20 protein-coding genes are annotated in these 21,876 nt (G+C 73.8%); 11 read left to right on the top strand and 9 right to left on the bottom strand.

Features of this window, described 5'->3' with window-relative positions; genetic code table 11:
• Positions 1-119 precede the first annotated feature (119 nt).
• Both ABZ808_RS24700 and coxB read right to left on the bottom strand, forming a co-directional pair.
• On the bottom strand, positions 120-545 hold the full coding sequence (locus ABZ808_RS24700; protein WP_357010826.1) for a cytochrome c oxidase subunit 4: 426 nt from the start codon (positions 543-545) through the stop codon (positions 120-122).
• A 9-nt stretch (positions 546-554) separates the two neighbouring features.
• Positions 555-1,526, bottom strand: coding sequence for a cytochrome c oxidase subunit II (coxB, locus tag ABZ808_RS24695; protein ID WP_357010824.1), 972 nt, complete (start codon positions 1,524-1,526; stop codon positions 555-557).
• 288 nt (positions 1,527-1,814) lie between these two features.
• On the opposite strand from coxB, the gene ABZ808_RS24690 reads away from it, so the two are divergent.
• Positions 1,815-2,966 carry an aminotransferase class V-fold PLP-dependent enzyme gene (locus tag ABZ808_RS24690; RefSeq protein WP_357010822.1) on the top strand — a complete coding sequence of 384 codons (1,152 nt, stop codon included), beginning with the start codon at positions 1,815-1,817 and terminating at the stop codon, positions 2,964-2,966.
• Positions 2,963-3,196, top strand: a complete 234-nt coding sequence (locus ABZ808_RS24685) for a sulfurtransferase TusA family protein (RefSeq protein ID WP_357010820.1) — start codon at positions 2,963-2,965, stop codon at positions 3,194-3,196. Before ABZ808_RS24690 ends, ABZ808_RS24685 begins: the two co-directional genes overlap by 4 nt.
• A gap of 143 nt (positions 3,197-3,339) precedes the next feature.
• Here the strand turns inward: ABZ808_RS24685 and ABZ808_RS24680 are convergent, their stop codons facing one another.
• The 3 genes from ABZ808_RS24680 to ABZ808_RS24670 form a co-directional block, all read right to left on the bottom strand.
• The gene (locus tag ABZ808_RS24680; RefSeq protein ID WP_357010818.1) at positions 3,340-4,317 is read right to left on the bottom strand and encodes a carbohydrate kinase family protein; all 978 of its coding nucleotides are present in this window, start codon (positions 4,315-4,317) and stop codon (positions 3,340-3,342) included.
• A 188-nt stretch (positions 4,318-4,505) separates the two neighbouring features.
• Positions 4,506-4,874 carry an iron-sulfur cluster insertion protein ErpA gene (gene erpA / locus ABZ808_RS24675; RefSeq protein ID WP_357010816.1) on the bottom strand — a complete coding sequence of 123 codons (369 nt, stop codon included), beginning with the start codon at positions 4,872-4,874 and terminating at the stop codon, positions 4,506-4,508.
• A gap of 181 nt (positions 4,875-5,055) precedes the next feature.
• Positions 5,056-6,195: a glycerate kinase gene (locus ABZ808_RS24670; protein ID WP_357010813.1), complete on the bottom strand. Its 1,140-nt coding sequence runs from the start codon at positions 6,193-6,195 to the stop codon at positions 5,056-5,058.
• Between the two features lie 68 nt (positions 6,196-6,263).
• Between ABZ808_RS24670 and nadA the strand changes: the two genes are divergently transcribed.
• The 3 genes from nadA (at position 6,264) to ABZ808_RS24655 (ending at position 9,695) form a co-directional block, all read left to right on the top strand.
• Positions 6,264-7,463, top strand: coding sequence for a quinolinate synthase NadA (gene nadA / locus ABZ808_RS24665; protein ID WP_357010811.1), 1,200 nt, complete (start codon positions 6,264-6,266; stop codon positions 7,461-7,463).
• 212 nt (positions 7,464-7,675) lie between these two features.
• Positions 7,676-9,031 carry a UDP-N-acetylglucosamine 1-carboxyvinyltransferase gene (gene murA, locus ABZ808_RS24660; protein WP_357010809.1) on the top strand — a complete coding sequence of 452 codons (1,356 nt, stop codon included), beginning with the start codon at positions 7,676-7,678 and terminating at the stop codon, positions 9,029-9,031.
• A 70-nt stretch (positions 9,032-9,101) separates the two neighbouring features.
• On the top strand, positions 9,102-9,695 hold the full coding sequence (locus tag ABZ808_RS24655) for a DUF3043 domain-containing protein (protein WP_357010807.1): 594 nt from the start codon (positions 9,102-9,104) through the stop codon (positions 9,693-9,695).
• Positions 9,696-9,702: 7 nt separating this feature from the next.
• Here ABZ808_RS24655 and ABZ808_RS24650 read toward each other — a convergent pair whose 3' ends face one another.
• Both ABZ808_RS24650 and ABZ808_RS24645 read right to left on the bottom strand, forming a co-directional pair.
• Positions 9,703-10,011: an AzlD domain-containing protein gene (locus tag ABZ808_RS24650; protein ID WP_357010805.1), complete on the bottom strand. Its 309-nt coding sequence runs from the start codon at positions 10,009-10,011 to the stop codon at positions 9,703-9,705.
• Positions 10,005-10,751 carry an AzlC family ABC transporter permease gene (locus ABZ808_RS24645; protein WP_357010803.1) on the bottom strand — a complete coding sequence of 249 codons (747 nt, stop codon included), beginning with the start codon at positions 10,749-10,751 and terminating at the stop codon, positions 10,005-10,007. The genes ABZ808_RS24650 and ABZ808_RS24645 overlap by 7 nt, the downstream gene beginning before the upstream one ends.
• A gap of 66 nt (positions 10,752-10,817) precedes the next feature.
• On the opposite strand from ABZ808_RS24645, the gene ABZ808_RS24640 reads away from it, so the two are divergent.
• The 3 genes from ABZ808_RS24640 (at position 10,818) to ABZ808_RS24630 (ending at position 17,701) form a co-directional block, all read left to right on the top strand.
• Positions 10,818-11,378: an XRE family transcriptional regulator gene (locus ABZ808_RS24640; RefSeq protein WP_357010801.1), complete on the top strand. Its 561-nt coding sequence runs from the start codon at positions 10,818-10,820 to the stop codon at positions 11,376-11,378.
• Positions 11,379-11,757: 379 nt separating this feature from the next.
• On the top strand, positions 11,758-16,659 hold the full coding sequence (locus ABZ808_RS24635; RefSeq protein ID WP_357010799.1) for a WG repeat-containing protein: 4,902 nt from the start codon (positions 11,758-11,760) through the stop codon (positions 16,657-16,659).
• Positions 16,660-16,702: 43 nt separating this feature from the next.
• The gene (locus tag ABZ808_RS24630; RefSeq protein ID WP_357010797.1) at positions 16,703-17,701 is read left to right on the top strand and encodes an aldo/keto reductase family protein; all 999 of its coding nucleotides are present in this window, start codon (positions 16,703-16,705) and stop codon (positions 17,699-17,701) included.
• Between the two features lie 48 nt (positions 17,702-17,749).
• Here ABZ808_RS24630 and ABZ808_RS24625 read toward each other — a convergent pair whose 3' ends face one another.
• Both ABZ808_RS24625 and ABZ808_RS24620 read right to left on the bottom strand, forming a co-directional pair.
• Positions 17,750-18,547, bottom strand: a complete 798-nt coding sequence (locus ABZ808_RS24625; protein ID WP_357010795.1) for a site-2 protease family protein — start codon at positions 18,545-18,547, stop codon at positions 17,750-17,752.
• Complete coding sequence (locus ABZ808_RS24620) at positions 18,547-18,747, bottom strand: hypothetical protein (RefSeq protein WP_357010793.1); 201 nt, start codon at positions 18,745-18,747, stop codon at positions 18,547-18,549. The genes ABZ808_RS24625 and ABZ808_RS24620 overlap by 1 nt, the downstream gene beginning before the upstream one ends.
• Before the next feature lie 159 nt (positions 18,748-18,906).
• Here ABZ808_RS24620 and ABZ808_RS24615 point away from each other — a divergent pair, with 159 nt between their 5' ends.
• The 3 genes from ABZ808_RS24615 to ABZ808_RS24605 all read left to right on the top strand — a co-directional run bounded on the left by ABZ808_RS24615 (position 18,907) and on the right by ABZ808_RS24605 (position 21,873).
• Entirely contained in the window at positions 18,907-19,113 is a 207-nt protein-coding gene (locus ABZ808_RS24615) for a hypothetical protein (RefSeq protein ID WP_357010791.1), read from the top strand.
• Positions 19,114-19,175: 62 nt separating this feature from the next.
• A complete protein-coding gene (locus ABZ808_RS24610) occupies positions 19,176-21,110 on the top strand; it encodes a bifunctional adenosylcobinamide kinase/adenosylcobinamide-phosphate guanylyltransferase (protein WP_357010789.1) in 1,935 nt (644 codons plus the stop codon).
• Positions 21,100-21,873, top strand: a complete 774-nt coding sequence (locus ABZ808_RS24605) for an adenosylcobinamide-GDP ribazoletransferase (protein ID WP_357010787.1) — start codon at positions 21,100-21,102, stop codon at positions 21,871-21,873. Before ABZ808_RS24610 ends, ABZ808_RS24605 begins: the two co-directional genes overlap by 11 nt.
• Positions 21,874-21,876: the final 3 nt, after the last annotated feature.

The raw sequence follows: 21,876 nt of genomic DNA, 5'->3' as shown, positions 1-21,876 counted from the left end.
CCGCCGCGCTGTCACCCCCGCATCGCCGAGGTGGAGTTGATCACGACGAAGGCCCGCTCCCCCATCGGGGTGCGGGCCTTCGTGGCGGTACGGGTCGGCCGCGAGCGCGGCCGGATGGATCAGTGCTCTGCGGTACGCCGGGTGCCGGTGTAGTACTCGAACAGCAGCCCGCAGACGGCGAAGATGACCGCCAGCATGCCGGCGCCGATCAGCCAGTACTGCCAGAACACCAGGCCCAGCGCGGCGATCGAGGCGGCCATCGCCAGGCCGAACGGCCAGTAGCTACCCGGGCTGAAGAAGCCCACCTCACCGGCGCCGTCGGCGATCTCGGCGTCCGGGCGGTCCTCCGGGCGCAGGTCGATGCGGCGGGAGACGAACCAGAAGAACCCACCGCACATCGTGCATAGCAGGAACGACAGCAGCAGGGCGACCGTGCCCACCCACTCGACGCCGCCGGACTCACCGTGGGTCCAGACGCCGTAGAGGATGGTGGCGCCGAAGAGGAACCCGGCGATGATCAGGAAGATACGCCACTCGGTCTTCATGCGGCTGCCTCAGCTTCCCGGGAAGGCCGGAGCGTCGTCCGGGTTGAAGTTGCTCTGCGTCCGCCGGGTGTCGAACGGTCGCGTGGTCTCCGCGTACGGCTCTTCACCGATCTCGGACAGCGCGTCCTGGGTGGACTTGCCACCCTGCTTGGCCGCCAGGAACTGGTCGTACTTCTCCGGCGACACCACACGCAGCTCGAAGTTCATGAACGCGTGGTAGCTGCCGCACAGTTCGGCGCAGCGGCCGACGTACGCGCCCTCGGCGTCCAGGCTGGAAACCTCGAACACGTTGCGGACGTTGCCCGGGAAGACGTCCCGCTTGAACAGCAGCTCCGGCACCCAGAAGGAGTGGATGACGTCGCGGCTGGTCTCCTCGAACCGGATGGACCGGTTGGTCGGCAGCACCAGCACCGGGATGACGTCACTGGTGCCGAGCGTCGACGCCGTGGTGCGGGCGTCCGGGCCCTGCCCGTCGCGGTAGTTGAACTGCCAGTTCCACTTGAACGCGACGACCTCGACCGTGACGTCCGGGTTCTTCGACAGCTTGTCCACGTCGGTCTGCACGATCGCCGTGTAGTAGAACAGCACGGAGACGATCAGGATCGGCGCGATGGTGTAGAGGAACTCCATCGGCAGGTTGTAGCGGGTCTGCACCGGCAGCGCGTTGCCCCGCTTGCGGTAGCGCACGACGCACCAGAAGATCAGGCCCCACACGAAGACCCCGACCACGAGCGCGGCGATGCAGGAGGCGATCCACAGGTCGTACATCCGCCGCGACTCCGGCGTGATGCCGCCCTGCGGCCAACCGAAGCCGCCGAACGTCCGGCCCACGTCACAACCCGTGAGCAGGACCAGCAGCGCCACGCCACCGAGACCGAGCCCGGCCAACCGACCAGCACCACGTCCCCGGCGTCCACTTACCCCTGGGGAAGCGCTGTGCCGTACGGCCGACGGCCGTACCTCCGAACTCCTTGCGACCACCTGGTCCTGCCTCCCTAGCGCGCCGCGATGCGTCTTCCGTCAGCACCGGCGGCAAAGGCGTCACCGACGGTCGCAGATTACTCGACCATGACGGGCTCGGCCGTGGTGGGGTCACTCTCCGCCCCCATCGGGGGGATCCTGCGCATACCGCCGCGATAGCGTTGGGAACCGTGAGCGCGAGGAGCGAGCCGGGGTTGCGAGCCCCGCAGCCGCGAACAAAGGCAGAACCGTGAGCGCGAGGAGCGAGCCGGGGTTGCGAGCCCCGCAGCCGCGAACAAAGGCGAGACCGTGAGCGCGTCCCCGGTCTATCTCGACGCGGCGACCGCCGCGCCGCTGCATCCGGTCGCCCGGCAGGCGTTGCTGGCCGCCCTCGAGGACGGCTGGGCCGATCCGGGCAAGCTCTACACCCAGGCTCGTCGCGCTCGGCAACTGCTCGACGCCGCTCGCGAGGCCACCGCGCAGACGCTCGGCGTCCGCGCCGACGAGGTCTCCTTCACCCCCAGCGGTACGACGGCAGCGCACGCGGCGGTGCTCGGTGGCCTGGCGGGGCGGCGCCGGTCGGGGTCGACGTTGGTGCACTCGGCGATCGAACACTCCGCCGTCCTGCACGCCGCCGAGCGGCACGTCGCGGCGGGTGGTACCGCCAACCCGGTGCCGGTCGACCGGCGGGGCCGGCTGGATCTGGCTGCCTGGTCGGACGCCGTCCGGGTGCCCGGTGTCGCGCTGGCCGCGCTGATCACCGCGAGCCACGAGGTGGGAACCGTGCAACCGGTCGCCGAGGCGGCGGCCGCCTGCGCTGACGTCGGGGTGCCGCTCTACGTCGACGCGGCGCAGTCGGTCGGGCGGGTGCCGCTGCCGGCCGGCTGGTCCGTGCTCACCGCCAGCGCGCACAAGTGGGGTGGCCCGCCCGGGGTGGGGGTGCTCGCGGTGCGCAAGGGCACCCGCTGGGAGTCGCCGTGGCCGGCCGACGAGCGGGAGGGTGGGCGTACCCCCGGGGCGTTGAACCTGCCCGCGGTGGTGGCGGCGGCGGCGAGCCTGCGCGCGGCGGCGGCCGACGCGGCGGCGGAGCAGGCCCGGTTGGCGCCGCTGGTGGACCGGATCCGGGCGCGGGTGTCGGCGGAGGTGCCCGACGTGGAGGTGGTCGGCGACCCGGTGCTGCGCCTGCCCCACCTGGTGACGTTCTCCTGCCTGTACGTCGACGGCGAGACGCTGCTGCACGCGCTGGACCGGCGTGGCTTCGCGGTGTCGTCCGGTTCCTCCTGCACCTCGTCGACGCTGCGGCCGTCGCACGTGCTGGAGGCGATGGGGGTGCTGTCGCACGGCAACGTCCGGGTCAGCCTGCACCGGGAGACGACCGAGGCGGACGTCGAGCGGTTCCTCGCCGAGTTGCCCGGGATCGTCGCCGGGCTGCGCGCCGAGGCCGGGGTGGTGGGGCTGTGACGATGCCCGACGAGGTGCTCGACTGCCGGGGCCAGCGCTGCCCGCTGCCGGTGATCGCGGCGGCCCGACGGATGCCCGAGGTGCCGGTGGGCACGGTGGTGCGGGTGCTCGCCGACGACCCGGCGGCAGCGGTGGACATTCCCGCCTGGTGCCGGATGCGCGGCCAGGAGTTCCTCGCGGCCATCACCGGCCCCGACGGCCCCGCCTACGACATCCGCCGAACCCACTAACCGCCTACCCCGGCACCCCGGCACCCCGGCACCCCGGCGATCTTGCAGTTTCTGCCCCGACGAAAAGGGCATATGGTGCGTATCAGCGTCACAAAGTGCAAGATCGCGGGGGTGACCGGGGTGACCGGGGTGGGGCGGGTGGGTCAGGGCAGGAGGTGGGGGCGGATCTCGTCGGCGGCGGTGTCGCCGTAGGACTCGGCCAGGCGCTTGACGAACAGGTCGCGGCGGACGTCGTACTCCTGGGTCCCGACGGTTTCCAGGACCAGCGTGGCGAGCAGCGAGCCGACCTGGGCGGCCCGCTCCAGGCCGAGGCCCCAGGAGAGCGCGGTGAAGAAGCCTGCGCGGAATCCGTCGCCCACCCCGGTCGGATCGACCGCGCGGATCTCCCGGGCGATCGGCACGTGGATCGGGTCGATGCCCCGCCCGGCGATCTCGACGCCGTCCTTGCCCAGCGTGGTGACCCGCACCTTGACCAGGTCGAGCAACTGGCCGTCGTTCAGCCCGGCCTTGCTCTGCAGCAACGACTTCTCGTAGTCGTTGGTCATCAGGTACTCGGCGCCCTCGATCAGCGCCACCACGTCCTCGCCCGGCATCCGGGCGAGCTGCTGGGAGGGGTCGGCGGCGAACGCGTACCCGCGGGTGCGGCACTCGGCCGAGTGGCGCAGCATCGCCTCCGGGTCGTTGGCGCTGACCAGCACCAGGTCCAGGCCGCCGATCCGCTCGGCGACCGGAGCCAGCTCGATGTTGCGCGCCTCGCTCATCGCGCCGGCGTAGAACGAGGCGATCTGGCACATGTCGGTGTCGGTGGTGCAGACGAACCGGGCCGTGTGCGCCACCTCGCTGATGTGCACCGAGTCGCAGTCCACGCCGTGCCGCTCCAGCCAGGAGCGGTAGTCGGCGAAGTCGGCGCCCACCGCACCGAGCAGCACCGGACGCAGCCCGAGCTGCGCCATGCCGAAGGAGATGTTCGCCGCCACCCCGCCACGGCGGAGCACCAGGTCGTCCACCAGGAAGGAGAGGGAAACCTTGTGCAGCTGATCGGCGATGAGCTGGTCGGCGAACCGGCCGGGGAAGCTCATCAGGTGATCGGTGGCGATCGAGCCGGTCACGGCGATCTTCATGTCAACCCTCGGGGTCGGGAGCAGGGCGCGGTCAGCCTACCGGCCCGGCAACCCCGTGGTGTCCGCTCGGTCGGACAACGGCAACCCGCCGGTAACCGGCGAGCCGGGACCGCTCCCACCGGCACCCCGACACGACGACGGGGCCGCCCCGAAGGACGGCCCCGCCTCGTGCTGGTGTGTGGCGCGACTCAGTTGAACGAGTCACCGCAGGCACAGGAGTTGCCCGCGTTCGGGTTGTCGATGGTGAAGCCCTGGGCGTCGATCCGGTCGGCGAAGTCGATCGTCGCGCCGGACAGGTAGGGGGCACTCATCCGGTCGACGACGACCCCGACACCGTCGAAGTCGGTGACGACGTCACCGTCGAGCGAACGCTCGTCGAAGAAGAGCTGGTACCGCAGGCCGGAGCAGCCACCCGGCTGCACCGCGACGCGGAGCCGCAGGTCGTCGCGGCCCTCCTGCTCGATCAGAGCCTTGACCTTCTGCGCCGCGACGTCGGTGAGGACGACGGAAGTAGGGGCCTGGGCCTCGGTCGACTCGGTCTGCGCTGGCGTGGTCACGTGGAAGTCTCCCTGCGCGGTTTGGGTCCGGACGCACTAGCCAACGCCGCGCGCCGTCCAGTGATTCCCGGTTGTGGTCCAGTTCCGATCGTACGCCGCCCCGGCCGGACTCACCCGCGTGGCGGGACCGGCACCGCAGGTCGCCCCGGACACGGCGGTGTCGACCGGGCCCGCGGATCGCTCAGCGGCTCCACTGCCGGGCCAGTCGGGCGCCCAGCTCGCGCAGCCCGTCCGCGGGCCGGCTGAGCGCGGCGTCCAGCCCACCGGCCTCCTCCCCGCCGAAGTGCTCGACCAGGCTGTACGCGTCGGTCACCCCCGCCGAGGCAGCCTCCCGCCGGCCGGTGCTGACCTGGCCGGCCACCACCACGCAGGGCACCCCCCGGTCGCGGGCGGCACCGGCCACCCCGGCGACGACCTTGCCGCGCAGCGACTGGTGGTCGAAGGAGCCCTCACCGGTGATCACCAGGTCGGCGTTGTCCAGCGCGGCGTCCAGCCGGGTGGCCCGGGTGACCAGGCCGATGCCCGACTCGCAGCCGCCGCCGAGCGCGAGGATGGCCGCGCCGAGGCCGCCGGCCGCCCCGCCGCCGGGCAGCGCGCCGAGCTCCGCCGGGCAGCCGGGCAGGTCCCTCTCCAGCACTGCCGCGAAGCGCTCCAGCGCGGCGTCGAGCAGCAGCACGTCGGCCCGGTCGGCGCCCTTCTGCGGGCCGAACACGTTGCTCGCGCCGTGCAGGCCGAGCAGCGGGTTGTCCACGTCGGTGGCGGCGACCAGCCGGGCACCGCGCAGCCGGGGCGCGCCGTCCAACGCGTCGACCGCGGCCAGCGCGGACCCGCCGTACGGCAGCGCGGCGCCGGCAGCGTCGAGCGGGGTCACGCCCAGCGCCGCCAGCATGCCGGCGCCACCGTCATTGGTGCCGGAGCCGCCCAGCCCGATCACCACCGTGCGGGCGCCGCTCTCCACCGCGGCGGTCACCAGCAGGCCCAGCCCGTACGACGTGGTGGTCTTCGGGTCGCGTTCGGCAGGGGCGAGCAGGTGCAGGCCGCAGGCTTGGGCGCTCTCCAGGTAGGCGGTCGCGCCGTCGACGGTGAGCAGGATCTCACCGGCCGCCGGCCGGCCCAGCGGGTCGACGGTCGGCACCGGCACCCGCCGGCCGCCGAGGGCATCGGCGAGCACCTCCACGAAGCCCGGCCCACCGTCGGCGAGGGGCCGGATCAGCAGGTCATCCTCGGCGGCGACGGTGCGCCACCCGGCGGCCACCGCGGCGGCAACCTCCGGCGCGGGCAGGGTGCCGGCGAACTTGTCTGGGCAGAGCAGCACACGCATGCCGAGCAGTGTGGCAGCCCACACCGAGCGGAGCTGCGCCGTGCTCGCGCTGTGGGACCATGGATCACGTGACTTCGACCTGGGTGGAACCCTCGAACACGGCGACGGCTCTGCTGCTGCTCGGCCGGGGCAGCGACCCCGACACCGAGCGTGGCGTGGAATGTCCGGGCGATCTGCCGGCGCCCAGCGATCCCGATCTGGTGGCCCGGGCCACGGCGGCGAAGGCGAAGCTGGGCAGCAAGGTCTTCGTGCTGGGGCACCACTACCAGCGCGACGAGGTGATCCAGTTCGCGGACGTGACCGGCGACTCGTTCAAGCTGGCCCGGGAGGCCGCGGCCCGCCCGGACGCGGAGTACATCGTCTTCTGCGGCGTGCACTTCATGGCCGAGAGCGCCGACATCCTCACCACCGACGCCCAGCGGGTGATCCTGCCCGACCTGGCGGCGGGCTGTTCGATGGCGGACATGGCCGTGCTGGGTCAGGTCGAGGCCGCCTGGGACACGCTGACCGAGCTGGGTATCGCCGGTGACACGGTTCCGGTGACGTACATGAACTCGTCGGCCGACATCAAGGGCTTCGTGGGCCGCAACCGCGGCGTGGTCTGCACCTCCTCCAACGCCAAGCGCGCCCTGGACTGGGCGTTCGAGCAGGGGTCGAAGGTGCTCTTCCTGCCCGACCAGCACCTGGGCCGCAACACGGCCGTGCTGGAGATGGGCCTGTCGCTGGACGACTGTGTGCTCTACGACCCGCACAAGCCCGGTGGCGGGCTCACCCCCGAGCAGCTGCGCGACGCCAAGATGATCCTCTGGCGGGGGCACTGCTCGGTGCACGGCCGGTTCACCCTGGAGAGCGTCAACGACGTACGCGAGCGGGTGCCCGGGGTCAACGTGCTGGTCCACCCGGAGTGCCGGCACGAGGTGGTCACGGCCTCCGACTACGTCGGCTCCACCGAATACATCATCAAGACGATCGAGGCGGCTCCGGCCGGTTCGGCGTGGGCGCTGGGCACCGAGCTGAACCTCGTCCGCCGGCTGGCGCTGGCCCACCCGGACAAGCAGATCATGTTCCTGGACAAGGCGGTCTGCTACTGCTCGACCATGAACCGGATCGACCTGCCACACCTGGTCTGGGCCCTGGAGGAGCTGGTCGCGGGTCGGGTGGTCAACCAGATCACCGTGGACGCCGACACCGCCCACCACGCCCGGGTGGCGCTCGATCAGATGCTCGCCCTGCCCGGCGGGGTCACCCCACCACCGGCGGCGACCTGATCACGTTCCGTAGCGCCCCTGGTACACAAAAGTGCCGGATCACCGATTAATGCCGCACACGCCGGTGTGACCGAGTCCTTTTTCGTCACCGAGGGCTATGCTGCCGGAGCGACGACGCAAGCGGGCCGTTTCGATATGGCCGCATCCGGGGTAACGACAGTTTTCGTGCTCCCCACCATCAACACAGCAGCACCGACGCGCTGGAGGTTGCGTTGACCGACGACGTCCTGGTCGTGCACGGAGGGACTCCGCTTGAAGGGCGGATCCGGGTGCGCGGCGCGAAGAACCTGGTTTCGAAGGCGATGGTCGCCGCGCTACTCGGCGACAGCCCGAGCCGACTGTTCGACGTGCCGAAGATCCGCGACGTCGAGGTGGTCCGGGGTCTGCTCGGTCTGCACGGCGTCAAGGTGACCGATGGCGTCGAGGACGGCGAGCTCGTCTTCGACCCGGTGAACGTGGAGAGCGCCAGCACCGACCAGATCAACGTGCACGCGGGCTCGAGCCGGATTCCGATCCTGTTCTGCGGGCCGCTGCTGCACCGGCTGGGGCACGCGTTCATCCCCGACCTGGGCGGTTGCCACATCGGCCCGCGCCCGATCGACTTCCACCTGCAGGCGCTGCGGGAGTTCGGCGCCACGGTCGACAAGCGGCCCGAGGGTCTGCACCTCTCCGCGCCGAACGGGCTGCACGGCACCAAGTTCGCCCTGCCGTACCCGAGCGTCGGCGCCACCGAGCAGGTGCTGCTGACCGCGGTGATGGCCGAGGGCGTCACCGAGCTGCGCAACGCCGCGGTGGAGCCGGAGATCATCGACCTGATCTGCATCCTGCAGAAGATGGGCGCGATCATCAAGGTCCACACCGACCGGGTGATCGAGATCCAGGGCGTGCCGAAGCTGCACGGCTACACCCACCGGCCGATCCCGGACCGGATCGAGGCGGCCAGCTGGGCGGCGGCCGCGCTGGCCACCCGCGGTCACGTCGAGGTGCTCGGCGCGCAGCAGGCCGACATGATGACCTTCCTGAACATCTTCCGGTCCGTCGGCGGCGAGTACGAGGTCACCGACGCGCGTCCGCCGAAGCTGGGCGACCCGGGCCAGGAGGGCGGCATCCGCTTCTGGCACCCGGGCGGCGAGCTGAACGCGGTGGCGCTGGAGACCGACGTGCACCCCGGCTTCATGACCGACTGGCAGCAGCCGCTGGTCGTGGCGCTGACCCAGGCCCGCGGCCTGTCGATCGTCCACGAGACGGTCTACGAGCAGCGGCTCGGCTACACCGACGCGCTCAACTCGATGGGCGCCAACATCCAGGTCTACCGGGACTGCCTCGGCGGCACCCCGTGCCGCTTCGGCCGGCGCAACTTCAAGCACTCGGCGGTGATCGCCGGGCCGAGCAAGCTGCACGCCGCCGACCTGGTCATCCCGGACCTGCGGGCCGGTTTCAGCCACCTGATCGCGGCACTCGCCGCCGAGGGCACCTCCCGGGTGTACGGCGTCGACCTGATCAACCGGGGCTACGAGGACTTCGAGGCGAAGCTCGCCGACCTGGGCGCGCACGCCGAGCGTCCGTAACCTCGACCACTTCTCGCGCCCGGTGCACCGCGATGTGCACCGGGCGCGAACCGTTGGCTACCCTTGCCGCGTGCCGTCGCTCTTTCGCCGCAAGTCCACCGACCTCGTCGACGAGGCCGCCTCCCAGGTGACTCCCGAGGAGTCCGCCGAGCGGTCCCGGGGCTACACCCCGGCCAAGGGTCGGGAGACGCCCAAGCGGCCGACCGTCGGCCGGCGCCCCGCCGGCCCCACCCGCCCCCTCAGCAAGGAGGAGGAGCGGGAGCGCCGACGCAAGCTGCGCGCCGAGGCCGCCGCGGAGTTCCGCCGTGAGGGCGGCCCCCGCGACCGTGGCCCGGAGCGGCTGCTGGCCCGCAACGTGGTCGACTCACGCCGTACCGTCGGCACCTGGTTCTTCGGTGGCGCGCTGATCGTGCTGATCGGCTCGAACGCGGCGATGCCGCCGGTGGTCCGGCTGGTCTCCAACCTGCTCTGGGGCGCGCTGGCGCTGGGCGTGGTCATCGACTCGCTGCTGATCTGCCGCAAGATCGGCAAGTTGGTCCGGCAGCGCTTCCCGAAGACCGACCAGCGGATGGGCTCGCTCTACCTCTACGCGGTGATGCGGTCGATCACCTTCCGGCGGATGCGCGCCCCGGCCCCCCAGGTCAAGCTCGGCGACAAGGTCTGATCCCGGCTCACGGCACACCGAGCAGACGCAGCACGGCGGCCGTACCAGCCGCACCGGCCACCACCAGCAGGAACGGCGCCCGCCGCCAGGCGAGCAGCAGGCCGACGAGCACTCCGGCCGGCCTGGCCCAGCCGGCGAACCGGCCGGCCTCGGTGAACGCCGCCGTCGCCGCCAGCGCGGCGAGCAGCGCGGCGGCACCCACCGGCAGCAGCAGCCGGGCCCACTCGGGCAGGTCGAGCCGGTCCCGCAGGAGCACACCGGCCACCCGGAAGCCGTAGGTGCCGGCGGCCAACGTCAGGATCACGACGATCAGCACGCCGCCCCCTCCCCGGTGCGCCCCGCGCCAGCGGGTGCGGGCAGGTCGGGACCGGCGCCGCCGGGCGGTGTGGAGCGACGACGCAGGGCGATGGCGGCCGGGCCGGCGAGCGCGAGCAACACCGGCAACCCGGCCGGCAGCAGCGGGGTGGCGATGACCGCGAGGGCGGCCCCGCCCAGCGCCGCGTGGCGGGTGTCCCGGTCGCGCATGGACGGCAACAGCAACGCGATCAGCCCGGCCGGGAAGGCGGCGTCCAGGCCCAGCGCGGCCGGGTCGCCAACCGCGCCACCGGCGAGTACGCCGACCAGGGTGCCCGCGTTCCAGGCGAGGAAGAGCAGCGTGCCGGCCAGCCAGAACGCCCGTCGGCGGGCGGCGCCCTCGGGTTGGGCCAGCGTGAAGGCGGTCGCCTCGTCGGTCAGCAGGTGACTGCCGAGCAGCCGGTGCCGCAGCCGGGGGCCGAGGCTGTCACCGAGGGCGAGCCCGAACGGCAGGTGCCGGGCGTTGAGCAGGAGCCCGGCCAGCACGGCGGCCAGTGGGCTGCCGGCGGCCACGAGGCCGACCGCCATGAACTGCGCGCCGCCGGCGTAGAGGACCGCGGACATCGTCAGGATCGCCCACACCGGGATCCCGGCGGCCACCGCGACCGCCCCGAAGGAGGCGCCCACGGCGACCATCGCCGCGCCCAGGGCAAGCACATCGCGGAGAACCCGGGCGCCGGCTGTTCGTTGTACCGTACGCATGGTTCATCATAGTGAACAGCTCGCCCCCGTTCGTCAAACCGAACATTGATCCAATGGAGCGAACACATGCCGCCGGAACCGGCCGCCCCGCTGGCCACCATCGCCACCGCCCTACGCCGCGAACGGGAGCGCGTCGGCATCTCGCTGACCGAACTCGCCCGCCGGGCCGGTGTGGCCAAGTCCACCCTCTCCCAACTGGAGTCGGGCACCGGCAACCCGAGCGTGGAGACACTCTGGGCGCTCGGCGTGGCGCTCGGCGTACCGTTCGGCCGGCTCGTGGAACCGGTGGACGACGACATCCGGGTGATCCGCGCCGGGGAGGGGCCACGGGTCCGCTCCGAGCAGGCCGACTTCACCGGCACGCTGCTCAGCGCCGGGGCGGCCCACCTGCGGCGGGACGTCTACCTGATCGAGTTGGAGCCCGGCGCCATCCGGGAGGCGGACGGGCACACCCCCCGCAGCGTCGAGCACGTGGTGGTGGCCGCCGGCCGGCTGCGTGTCGGCCCCGAGGGGAGCCCCGTCGACCTGGACCCCGGCGACTACGCGACGTTCCCCGGCGACATCCCACACCGGTACGAGGCGCTACTCCCCGGCACCTTCGCCGTACTCGTCATGGAACATCCCTGACCGGGCACGGGCGGTCCCGCCCGGACCGACCCGCCAGCGGGTGGGGTATCGTCGGAGACCAGATACGGTTATCGACCCAAATGTCCGGAACCATCGGATAACGTTTGCGCTCGTGGGCGGTGCCATAGTGGCGGTGACCGAGCCCACGCCGTTACCCTCCATCCGCAGCCACGCCCTGCCGGAACGGGCGACCTGACCGGCACGCGAGGCCCCAGCGCGACAACTTGCAACGAGGTGACAACGCCGTGAGCGAGCGGACGCGAGCCGGCCACTGGAGCGTGGCAGGCGGCGACCGGACGCCCGGCGGGGGCCCGGCCCCGGACACGTCACCGCCGACGGGGATCGGCCGAGCGGCCGGGTGTGGCGACGGGCTCGACGGATGAACGGTCGTTACACCGACCGGTGGCGGGACCCGAACGAACCGTCCTGGGTGGTCGAACCGACCACCGAGTGGCATCCCCAGTTCCCTGGCCAGCGCTACCCCGGTGACATCGGCGCATCCCACCAGCCGCCCCCGCCACCGCGCGGGCGGGCGACCGTGGTCGGTCGCACCGAGGTGCCACCGCTCGCGCCGACCCGCCCGGACGGCACCTACCTCGGCCGTTCCTGGTCCGACGAACCCCCTGCCGAGCAGGCCCACGACCGTTCCTGGCCAGACGACGAGCCGGGCGGGACACCGGCCTACGGCTGGTCCCGGGGCGACGACCGCCCGGTGGAGACACCCCCGCGCGGCCGGCCCGACACCCCCCACTACGACCACGAGCCGTACCGGCGTCCGCTCCCCGAGCCGCCCCGGCGCGAGGAGCGCCGCTCCCCCGAGTCGGACCGACGGACCGCCTGGTCCGAGCGGCGCCCCAGCGACGAGCGCGGGCCGGGCCGGGAAGCCGCCTGGCACCGCGAGCAGCCCGCCTCCGAGCGGTACGACAGCCGCCGGCCCCCGCCGACCGACCGGGGGTATCCGACCGCACCGCCGGTCTCCCCCGCACCCCGGGTCGACGCCGGCTGGGTGCCTGAGCCTGACGAGACGCCGCGCCGACGGGGCACACCCGCCGGCCACGACCGACGTTCCTCCGACGGGTACGGCACCCCGCCGACCCGGGGGCACGACGGCCGCCCCGCCAACAGTTGGGCCGCCGATGGGGCGGGCCAGTGGGCGCCCGTGGACGGCGGATCGCGGTACCGCGACGACGGCCGCCCTGACAGGCTGCCCGACGACAGCCGCCGTTCGGAGCGGGGCGTCGACGACGCCGGGCCGGCCGGCCGATCCCGCGCGGACGGGGGCGCCGGTGCGTCCACCGAGCGGCGGTACCGGCCGGACGAGGGGTACGGCACGCCACCGGCCTCCGACGGCGGATGGCGACGCCGCCCCGAACCGGAGCCAGCGGAGCAGCCACGCCGGGACGAGCGCCGCCGCCCGGACGCCGAGCAGCACCGGCAGCAACCCCGCGAGGCAGCGGCCCGCGCTGAGGCGTACCCGGAGAGACGCCCGCGCGAGGAGACCCGGCCGGCGGCGTACCGCGAGGACACCTACCGCGAGCCACGGGTGCAGCCCGGCCCCCGGCCGGACGGCACCCTTCCGTGGCCGCCACCCGGGCCGGTGCGCCCGGACCGCACCCGGGAACCCGGCCACCGAACCGAGCCGCACCGCAGTGCCGAGCCGGGCGTCCCGTCGCGGCCGGCCACTCGGCCCGAACAGGCACCGACCGAGCCCTCCCGGTATGACGACCGGCGGGCGCGTCCCGCCGCAACGGCACCGACCGCCCCCGGCCGAGCCGCGCCGGTCCCGCCCACACCCGTCTCACCGGCCGGGCCGGGCACCGGCCGCGCCGCTCCGGTTCGCCCGGATTCCCCCCAACGACCGGTATCGCCGGCACCCGTATCGCCGGCCGCGCCCAGCCGGGACCGCCCGGTGTCCGCAGCCCCGATCTCGCCCGCCCCGATCTCACCGGCTCCGGCCGAACACGAGCGCCGGGCGTCCACTCCCCCCGGTCACGACCGGGACCGACCGGTGTCGGCCATGCCGGTCTCCCCAGCGGCGGACGTACCCGTCTCCGGCCCGCCCGCCGCCCGGCTCCGGCTGGAGTTCCTGCCCGCCCCGGTGGACCCCCCGCGACCCGACGAGCAGCCGGAGCCGCCCCTGCCGCCCCACCGGCAGGACCTGTCTCCGCCGGCCGATCGGCGCGAGCCGCCACCGCCGCCCGAGCGGCGGGCGCCTGCCGGGCCGGCACCGACCGCCGCCACCCCGTCCACCGCGCCACCGCGCTACGCCGGCCCGAGCACGGGTGATGGCCCGGCCGAGCGGCGGCGGGACGCCGAACCCACTGGGGACCGACGGTACGGTTCAGAGCCGCTCGGCCCCACCCCGCCGGCTGATCGCCGCCCGGCCCCACCGGACCGGTCCGTGCCGCAGGACCGCCCACCCGTCCAGCGGCCCGCACCGCAGGACCGCCCGGCACCACAGGACCGCCACGCACAGCAGGACCGGCCCGCACCGCAGGACCGGCCGTCCGGGGCGGACGGCCGCCCACCGGTCGCGCCGCCGCCCACCTGGCAGCGCCCGGATCCGCCGGCCACCCGTCCGGCCTCGGCACCCACGTCACCAGCGCCCACGGCGGATGTCGAGCCGGCGCTTCCCATCGCCCCCGGCGTGCCACGTCGTTACGTACCGCCGCCGCCCTCGGAACCGCCCGTGGCGTCCGCTCCCGCGCCGGTCGAGGCTCCGGCTCAGCAGCAGGACGCCTGGTTCAGCCCGGCCACGCCGGTCGAGTCCCACCAGCCGGTCGAGTCCCACCAGGACGAGACGACGACCGAACGCCGGCCGACCGAGACGACCGAAGCGACCGAAGCGACCGAAGCGACCGAAGCGACCGAGGATCGGGCGGCCTACGGCAGTTCGGCCACCTCCCTGTCCCGGGCCGTGGACGAGCACGTCCCGTCCACGGCGGATGCCGAACCCACTGCCGCTGACCCCGCGACCGACCAGCGGCCCGACGTCACGGTCACGGCACCGGTATCCGCACCGCCGGCCCGGCCGGTATCCGCGCCACCGGCCGAGGTGGACGTCGACGACCGCGATGCCTGGACCGACGACGCCGCCACCTACCGCGAGCCCTCAGTCGGCTCGACGCTGACCGACGCTCTCCAACCGACCTCGGGGCCACCGGCACGCCCCGTCTCCGGGCCACCGGCACGCCCCGTCTCCGGGCCACCGGCACGCCCCGTCTCCGGGCCACCGGCACGCCCGGTCTCCGGTGTCCCGCGCACCTGGGCGGACGACCTCTTCGACGAGGCGCCGTCGACTGTCGAGTCGACATCGAGCGAGGCATATCGCCCGGTCCGGGAGGACACCGACGCGCGGGGCCACACCGAATTCGCCCTCGACACCGACCACACGGGCGCGGACACCCTGAGCGCACCGACCTTCCAGGACCTCAGCGAGTCGGCGATGGACGATCACGCCGACCCCGAGCCACCGGACCGGCCGACGTCGGCACCGGTCGAGGCGCACCGGCAAGCCCACGCACCAGCCACGGTGGACTCGGAGCCGCGCGAACACCACCCGTCGGTAGGCGCGACCTCCGCGCCGCCTGACCACGACACCGAGCGGCCCGTCTCGGGAGCGCCCGTCTCCGCGCCACCCATTTCCGCGCCCCCGGCCTCCACCGCACCCGTCTTCGCACCACCCGTCTCCGGACCACCTGAGCACGACGCCGAGCGGCCCGTCTCGGCACCACCCGTCTCCGCGCCACCGGCCCTCACCGAAGCCGTGCCCGTGTCCGCACCACCGGCCACCGCGCCCGTCTCCGCACCACCCGTCTCCGCACCACCCGTCTCCGCGCCACCGGCCTCCACCGCACCCGTCTCCGCGCCGCCAGTGTCCGGCGTACCCGCTGGTCTTGTTCCCGGGCCACGGACCGGGTCGTTGGACGCGGACCTGCCGGTGTCGGCGCCACCCGCCGCGCCGGAGACGACCCGCCCGTCCCTGGCCGACCCGGGCGACCCGGAGCAGGTGCTGGCGGCGTACCGCTGGCGACTGGACCCGGTGAGCCTGCGGGAGGAGCTGACGGAGCCGGACAACATGCGGGCTCTCCGGCGGCGGCTGACCGAGAAGCTGGGTTCGGCCCTGGACAACCGCGCCCGAGCCCGGCTGCTCAGCCTGCGGGCGGTGGCCTCCCGGATCCTCGGCGACCTGGACGACGCGCTGGCCGACGGTCGGCTCGCCCTCACCTACGCCGAGGCGACCGGCGAGTTGCGGCGGACCGCGCTGGCCCAGGCGCGGCTGGCCCACGTGCTGCGCTGGCGTGGCGACTTCGCCGAGGCCGACCAGCTCTTCGCCGAGGCCAACTCGGTCGAGCTGCCCGACCGGCTGCGGGCCGCCCTGCACGAGCACGCCGGGCGGACCTGCTACGACCAGGGCCGGCTGATGGAGGCCTGCCAGCACTTCGAGCGGGCCCTCGACCTGCGTGGCGCTGGCGACGCCGAACTGCTGGACCGGATCCGGGTGGCGCTCGACGCGGTCACCGAACGGGCGTCCGCCGACGGCTTCGGCCCGTACCCCCGGAGTCGGGACGAGGTGCTCGACCGTGACCGGCCCCCGCAGCCGGACCGGGACGGACCGCTGTGGGGGTACGCCGACCAGGACGGTGACGTGGTCATCCCCGCCCGGTACGCCGAGGCGCAGCCGTTCCACGACGGCCTGGCCTGGGTCCGGCGGCCGGACACCGACCGGTGGTCCCTGATCAACCTGCTCGGCACGACGGTGATCCCGCCGTCGTACCGCGCGGCGCGCCCGTTCAGCGACGGCCTGGCCTGGGTGGTCACCGACGGCGGGTGGACGGCGATCGACCCCACCGGCGCGGTGCAGGTCCCACCGAACTTCGCCGAGGTACGGCCGTTCCGCCGGGGGTTGGCCGCGGTACGCCGCGAGGGGTGGGGGGCGGTCGACCGGACCGGGCGGATCGTGGTGCCCACCCGCTACCACGGCTTCGTCACCGAACTGAGCGACGGTGGACCGGTCGACGGCTTCACCGACGAGGGCCTCGCGGTGGTCGACGTGGCCGGTCGACGCGGTGTGGTGGACCGGGCCGGTGCGGTGCTCGTGCCGCCGGCGTACCCGATGCTGGTCATCCACCCGGTGGCGTTCCTGGTCGGCAGCGGCAGCGGACGGTGGGGCGCGCTGGACCGGCGGGGTGAGCCGCTGATCGATCCGGTGCACCGCGATCGCGCCGAGGTGCTGGCGGAGATCGACCGGCTGCTCACCGACGCCAACCCGGTGCTCTGACCGCCGGTCAGCGGCAATGATCCGCCAGGTCTAGGGTCGGCGTATGGAATTCCGACACCTGGGCCGCTCCGGCCTGATGGTCAGCGAGATCTCGTACGGCAACTGGATCACCCATGGTTCACAGGTCGAGGAGGACGCCGCGTTCGCGTGCGTCCGTGCCGCCCTCGACGCGGGGATCACCACCTTCGACACCGCCGACGTGTACGCCGGCACCCGGGCCGAGGACGTGCTCGGCCGGGCGCTGCAGAGCGAGCGTCGCGAGGGCCTGGAGATCTTCACCAAGGTCTACTGGCCGACCGGGCCGGGCCGCAACGACCGCGGCCTGTCCCGCAAGCACATCATGGAGTCGATCAACGGCTCGCTGCGCCGGCTGCGCACCGACTACGTGGACCTCTACCAGGCCCACCGGTACGACAACAGCACGCCGCTGGAAGAGACGATGGAGGCGTTCGCCGACGTCGTGCACTCCGGCAAGGCGCACTACATCGGCGTCTCCGAGTGGACGGCCGCGCAGCTGCGCGCCGCCCACCCGCTCGCCCGGGAGCTGCACATCCCGCTGGTCTCCAACCAGCCGCAGTACTCGATGCTGTGGCGGGTCATCGAGGCCGAGGTCGTACCGGCCAGCGAGGAGCTGGGCATCGGGCAGATCGTCTGGTCGCCGCTGGGGCAGGGCGTGCTCTCCGGCAAGTACCTGCCGGGGCAGCCGCCGCCGGCCGGTTCCCGGGCCACCGACGAGAAGTCCGGCGCGAGCTTCATCTCCCGGTTCATGCGCGACGACGTGCTGACCCGGGTGCAGCAGCTCAAGCCCCTCGCCGAGCAGGCCGGGCTGAGCATGGCCCAGCTCGCCGTGGCCTGGGTGCTGCAGAACCCGAACGTCTCCTCGGCGATCATCGGCGCGTCCCGCCCCGAGCAGGTGCAGGACAACGTGAAGGCGGCCGGGGTGAAGCTCGACGCCGAGCTGCTCAAGGCGATCGACGAGATCATCGAGCCGATCACCGAGCGGGACCCGGCCAAGACCGAGTCCCCCGCGCAGCGGCCCTGAGGTCGGCCCGGTCCGGTCGGCGCGTGCCCCACACGCCGGCCGGGCCGGTCAGCTCTGCCAGAAGCGGATCAGGTCGAGGCCGGTGGCGTAGAGCCACGACGGCAGACCGAGCAGGTCACCGACGGCGAAGACGGCATCGAAGAACCAGCCTCCGATGCGCGGGTTCCACAGCAGCGCGAAGAGCAGAATGAAGCCGTACGGGGCGAACAGGTCGTACATCTTGCGCCACTGCGGGTTGAGCCACGGCTGGATCATGTTGCCGCCGTCCAGGCCGGGCACCGGCAGCAGGTTCAGCACGCTGGCGGTGAGTTGCAGGAAGCCCAGCAGCGCCACCCCGGCCCAGAACTCCACCGGGCCGCCCGACTGGGTGCCGAAACGCACCGCAGCCACCAGCACCAGCGTGAACAGCACGTTCGTCGCCGGGCCGGCGAGGCTGACCAGGGTGTGCCGCAGCCGACCCGGGATGGCGTGCCGGTCCACCCACACCGCGCCGCCGGGCAGGCCGATGCCGCCGAGCAGCACCACCACCACCGGCAGCACGATCGACAGCAGCGGGTGGGTGTACTTGAACGGGTTGAGCGTCAGATAGCCCCGGTGGGCGATGTCCCGGTCGCCGGCCCGGTAGGCGACCACCGCGTGGGCGTACTCGTGCAGGCAGAGCGAAACCAGCCAGCCGGTGACCACGAAGACGAACACGTTGAACCGGACGTTGCCGTACCCGTTCCAGGTCAGCACGCCGGTGGCGGCGAAGAGGGCGACCAGGCCGAGGAAGACCGGGCTGGGCCGGAATGCCGCCCTGGGCACGCCGAGCACCAGCCCTTCTCCGCCCGGCCGGTCGTAGCCCATCACTCGGCCGTGGGCAGCAGACTCATCCGGTAGTCCACCCGGTCGTCCTCCACGAGCGCGACCGAGGTGACGCCGGACGCCGCGAGCTCACGCCAGGTCTGACCGATCCACGATTCGGCGTCGGCCTGGCTGCTGAACGACTCCGCCGGTCCCTCGACCGTCTGGCCGTCCGTGCCCTCGTACCGCCAGCTCCACGCCATCTGCGCGTCTCCCCTCGCCGCTGAGTCCCGCTGGGACGAACCTCGCAAGCGTAGTCGGCCGCGCCGACGGCCGGACCGCGCGGAGGTTCCACCGCGCGCACCTGAGGGTATGCCGGCGGCATCGGCACGGACCGGCGACGTACGACGGGGGGCGAGCGGATGAGCAGGCCGTTGCGGGAGTGGGACACCGATGAGCTGCGGAACATCGCGGTACGGGGTGGCATCGAGGGCGCGCGGGAGATGGACCGGGAGGATCTGGTCGATTCTCTGCTCGCCCGGCCCGGCGAAGGCCTCTGGCAGGAGGATCCGAAGCCTGCGGACGTCAACCCGAACGACTACATGTATCGGGCACCCGACGAGCACTGAGACCTAGCCGGGACAGCACACCTGTGCTGTCGACGCCTTCCGGGTGGCTCTAAGGTACGAGCATGTCCGTTGACGGGTGGAAGACGATCCTGGTGCTCGGCGGGATCCGGTCCGGCAAGTCCGAGTTCGCCGAGTCTCTGGTCACCGACGCGCCGGTGGTCCGTTACGTGGCCACCGCGCCGGAGGGCGACCCGGAGGACACCGAGTGGGCGACCCGGCTGGCGGCGCACCGCGCCCGGCGGCCGGGCAGCTGGACCACCGAGGAGACCGCCGGGGAGCCTCGGCGGCTGGCGGACGTGCTCGCGTCCGCCGAGCCCAACGAGACGCTGCTCGTGGACGACCTGGGCGGCTGGGTGACGGTGCTGCTCGACCCGGACCACCAGCCCGCCGACGACCTGGCGACGATCGCCGAGCTGGCCGAGGCGATCCGCACCTGCCCGGCACGGGTGGTGCTGGTGAGCCCCGAGGTGGGTCTGTCGCTGGTGCCGACCACCCCGCTGGGCCGGGCGTTCACCGACGCGCTCGGCGCGGCCAACCGCGCGGTCGCCGACGCCTGTGACGCGGTGGTGCTGGTGGTCGCCGGCCAGCCGGCCTGGCTGAAGCCGGCCGCCAGCGCGCCCACGGCCGCCACCACCGCTACCGCTCCCACCGCCGCCGCGACGGTGGCCGCGTCGGTCGGGTCGGCCCCGGTGCGCCCGGTCGACGCCGAGCCCACCCCCGAGGTGCAGTTGCCCGACGTGTTGACCCACACGCCGCCGGTCGCCCCGAACCAGGAGCCCGGCAACCCGTGGGCCGCGCCGACCATGGCACTGCCGATGGTCGCCACCGGCCTGGTCATCCAGCCGGGCATGGAGCTGCCGATGCCCGACGAGTACGCCGGCCCGCAGGCGGTGGACCGTCTGGCGACGTTGGACGTACCGGGTGCCGGGCTGGGCGTGCTGGACCGGGTGGTCGGCTTCGCCGCCGCCACCCAGGGCACCTCGACCCCGCTCGCCTGGGGGTCGGTGCGGGTGCTGCTGCTGCACGGCGACCACGCTGGCGGGGCGTCCGCCGGCACCGTCGCCGGCGAGTCGGCGCGCCGGGCCGCGCAGGCCCGTGCCGGCCAGGGCGCGCTGGCCCGGCTGGCCGCCGAGAGCGGCGCCAGCCTGCAGGTGGTGGACACTCCCGCCGCCGCGCCGATGGAGCACGAGCCGGCGCTCACCCCCGAGCAGGTGGAGTCGGCGCTGCGCTACGGCTGGCGGCTGGCCGAACAGGCGGCCGACGCGGGCGTACAACTGTTGGTTCTGGGGGCGTGCGGCGCCGGCACCGAGGCGGCAGCGGCGGCGGTGCTGGCGGCCACGGCGGGCGCGGAGCCACCGGCCGTGCTGGGCCGGGTGATCACCGACTCCGGCGAGATCGACGACGCGGCCTGGATGATCCGCTGCGCGGCGGTACGCGACGCGTTGCACCGCACCCGCAGCTCCCCGCGCGGCGCCAAGGACATCCTGTCCGAGCTGGGCGGCGGCGACGTGGCGGTCGCCACCGGCGTGCTGCTCGGCGCGACCGCCCGGCGGGTGCCGGTGCTGCTGGACGGGCCGGTCGGGCTGGCCGCCGGCATGGTCAGCCGTGACCTGGCCGGGCAGGCGCGACACTGGTGCCTGCTGGCCGACCACGGTGGGCACCCAGCGGCGCGGCTCGCCGCCGACGTGCTCGGCCTCACCCCGCTGCTCGACCTGCGACTCGACCTCGGCGAGGGGGCCAACGCGCTGGTCGCGCTCCCGCTGCTGCGCTCGGTGCTGGCGCTGGCCGCCGCGCTGCCCGTCCACCCGTCGCTGGCCGGCGACGCGGCCCTCGACGAGCCGGAGTCGCCGGCGACCGACCCCGACGACACCGAGCCGGACGACACCGAGCCCGACCATGCCGCCGAACCGGACTTCGTCGAACCGGAGCCGGCCGGGCCGGGCCCGACCAGCACCGCGCCGGACGAGCAGCCGGCGTCGGGCTGGCGTGCCGGCTGAGTCGCGGCTCGTCGCGGGGGCCCGGCTGGCGGTCACCACCTTCAGCACGCTGCCGGTGTGCGCCGGGAGGATCGACCGCCCGGTGGCGGGCACCGCGATGGCACTCGCCCCGGCCGTCGGCGCGCTGCTCGGCGCCCTGCTGGCCGCCGTCCTGCTGCTGGTCGGCGCCCTCGCTCCCGCGCTGGTGGCCGCCGGTGTGACGGTGGGCGCCGCCGCCCTGCTGACCCGGGGCCTGCACCTGGACGGGCTGGCCGACACCGTGGACGCGCTCGGCTCGTACCGGCGGGGCGCTGCCGCCTTGGAGATCATGAAGAAGCCGGACGTCGGGCCGTTCGGCGTGGTCGCCCTGGTGGTCGTACTCCTGGTGCAGGCCGCGGCACTCGCCGAGCTGGCCGGTCGTTCGTGGCCGGCGTGTCTCGCGGCGGTGGTGGCCGCGACCGCCGCCGGGCGGCTCGGCGTGACGATGGCCTGCCGGCGGGGCGTGCCGGCGGCCCGGCCGGACGGGCTGGGCGCCCTGGTGGCCGGCACGGTCGGCCCGGTGGCGCTCGCCGCCGGCGCGGTCGCCGTCGTGCTGCTGGCGGTGCCCGCGGTGCCGGGCCGGCCGTGGCAGGGGCCACTGGCCGTCGTGGCCGCGCTCGCCGTCGCGGTGCCGCTGCTGGCCCACGTGGTACGCCGGCTCGGCGGGATCACCGGCGACGTGCTCGGCGCGACCGTCGAGGTGGTCACCACGCTGGTCTACCTGGGTCTGGTGCTGTCCGGCTGAACC

Origin of the sequence: Micromonospora sp. NPDC047527 (genome assembly GCF_040643015.1) — a bacterium.
In the GTDB taxonomy this organism is placed as follows: domain Bacteria; phylum Actinomycetota; class Actinomycetes; order Mycobacteriales; family Micromonosporaceae; genus Micromonospora.
The sequence above is the reverse complement of the archived record's forward strand: the minus strand, read 5'-3'. Positions and strand labels throughout refer to the sequence as shown.